This window comes from Macromonas bipunctata (assembly GCF_002837135.1).
Lineage (GTDB): Bacteria > Pseudomonadota > Gammaproteobacteria > Burkholderiales > Burkholderiaceae_C > Macromonas_A > Macromonas_A bipunctata.
On the sequence record NZ_NWBQ01000106.1, the window covers coordinates 1 to 2586 of the forward strand.

Consider the following 2586-nt stretch of genomic DNA (forward strand, 5'->3'; position numbering starts at 1 on the left):
CAGGCATCAAAGTGACAAAAGAGACGACGGGGTGGACTGCGGTGAAATATCCGGGTTCAACGCTGACCTGTATCGGGCGGCTGTTGGCGCCACCCGACAGCGGAACAGGCACCGGCACCGACTCGGACACGGTTTGCGGTTGCACCGGCGGTCGCACTGTGGGCGGCGTGGGCAGACTGACGTTTGTAGCGGCCACCGGCGGTAGCGAGGCCATAGCCGAATAGGTGGGCGCTGCGCCAGACATTACCGGGGACGGTGAACCGGCCTGAACCGCGCCACCTGTTGCTGCTTTTTGTGATGGTGCAGCAGATTGAGCCACAGCGGTGGCACTGACGCTGCCAGTGTTTTTTGTGACGGCGGCGTAACGCGCATCAAGCGCATTTTTGTTGGTGGCAATGTAGTCGGCTGCGGTCTTGCTTTTTGCGCCGTAGTTGAGATTCATGGCCTTTTGTGTGCCGGATGAAAGCTCAGATTTGGCTTTGCCTTGTTTCGCACCACGAATTACCTCCATTGCAGCGCGCGGCCCCAGTTGGTGCATCATGTAGAGGTTTTCGGCTGTGACGGGCAATTTCTCGCCTTCCAACATGGCCTTGTTTTGCAGGGTCAGTTTCATGCCGCCTTCGATGTTTTGATCGACATCAAAGCGGTCTTTGATGCCAACACCCGATGCTGTTTGCCCAACAAATTGGTAAATGCCAATGGCACCCGTGCTGCTGATAGCGTTGGGGTTGCCGCCGCTTTCCATTGCCGCCATCTTTTGCATCATCACGGGGTCAAGGCCCGCTTTTCTCGCTTGCGCTGCAATCTTGTCTTGCACTTCCAGTGACATTCCGCTTTTCAAGTTGGCCGATGTATTTGCCCCACTGGATTTGAGGTTGCGGATTTGCGCGGCTTCTGCATCGGTATAGGTGCCGTACTTGGTCAGGTCGTCCCCACCTTTAATGCCGTCAAACATGGCTTTGTGCCGGTAGCCTTTGGGCATGATTTTTTCCAGCACAGAACCGGCTTTGGACGCTGTGACGTTGTAGGCACGCTCTACCGCTGGCGCGTACTTTTCCGCAGTGTCGGATGCGCTTTTAACGACGGCCTTGGCACCCTTGCCAATGGTGGTGTTCTCACCCGCCCATGTGGCACCGCGCTGCACCGCATCAATGGCTTTCTGCCCCGCGCCCTTGGCGCCTTGCACGGTGTTGGTGGCCACCGTAGCCACGGTTTGGCCTGATTTTTTCGCGCCTTCCTTGACCGCCGTCACCGCTGGTTTGACGAATTCAACCACCGCTTTTGTGGCCGCCGCTGCTTTGCTGGCCAGCGCCTCAGCCGCTTTGATGGCCGTGCCGATGACGGGCAAGTTTTTCAGGGCTTCATAGGCGCTCTTGAACAGGCTTGCAATCGTGTCCCAGCCCGATGTGGCGCGCTCTACAAACGACTCCCATTTGGACTTGGCACTGTCCACAAACCCTTGCCAGCCCTTGCCCATGCTGGCCACGGTGTCGTTGATGCCCGTCACCACAAAGTCCCACGCCGCTGCCATCTTGCCGGTCAGGTCGTAGGAGCGCAAATCGTTGACCCAGCCACCCACGTAGGTGCCGATGATCTGGCCCGCCTGGTCGCCCAAAAACGCGCCCACCACGCCGCCGATGACGGTGCCGACTGGCCCCAGTGCCGTGCCCATTGCCGCACCCAGCGCGCCGCCCGACAACATGCCAGCCAGCCCACCAATGGAGCGGCCCGCGTTTTCGTCTTTTTCCTTGCGCGTGGTCTCGGTGTCGGACTCGCTGCTGTAGATGCTGGCTGCTGCCCCCACGGCTGCAACAGCCAAACCTATCAGCGGAATTTTGGACAGAAAGCCTTTGGCCCCACCCAGCATGCCGCCGCCGCTCTTGCCGCCGCCTGGAACATCAATGGCACCGCCCGGCGCGGTTTTTCCAGTGGATAGCGGGCCTTTCAAGCCACCGGCGCCGATAGCTGCACCACCGCCCAGCGCCTTGCCCAAAAGGCCCGCCAAACCTTTGCCCGCCGCACCAATCCCCAGCGCATTCATTACCCCCTTGACCAACCCAATGATGGGGGCAAGGATGGCCAGTATCAGGCCCAAGAATCCGCCACCACCTTCGCCTTCAGTGGGTTTTTCTTCGATGGACTTCAGGCGCTTGTTGGTGTCCTTGTCGCTGATTGATTCGTCCTTGCGGAACAGTTTGATCTCGCCAAAGATGCGTCTGTACCAGCTTTCCTTGCGCCGCTCATCCCGCCCGCCAAACAGGACTTGATAGCCGCGCGCCATAGGCTGCGCCACCTCTTGCATGGCCTTGATGGCGGGGTCGGCTTCGTCGGTGCCGGATGCGGTTTCCTTGATGGCCGATGCGATACGGCCCGGCAAATCGGACAACAGGCCGGGTACGCCGGGGCCGTCTTTTTGGCTATACGCGCCGCTACCATCAACCGCTGAATCTTGGTCTTGCTTGGACAGGAATCGCCCGTTTGCGTCGCGTTGTCTTGGCTTCGGGGTGGCCACCGATACAGGTTTGGCCGTGGCTGCACTTTTGCCATTATTGGTACTGGTGCGGGCAGGCAGGCCGAGGGCGCCAG

The 2586-nt window shown here is 59.8% G+C and carries 1 protein-coding gene; it reads right to left on the bottom strand.

Annotation, left to right across the window (positions count from 1 at the left end; all coding sequences use genetic code 11):
- A partial coding sequence (locus CON76_RS12480; RefSeq protein ID WP_145995468.1) for a transglycosylase SLT domain-containing protein occupies positions 1 to 2386 on the bottom strand: 2386 nt, incomplete at its 3' end.
- Positions 2387 to 2586 lie beyond the last annotated feature (200 nt).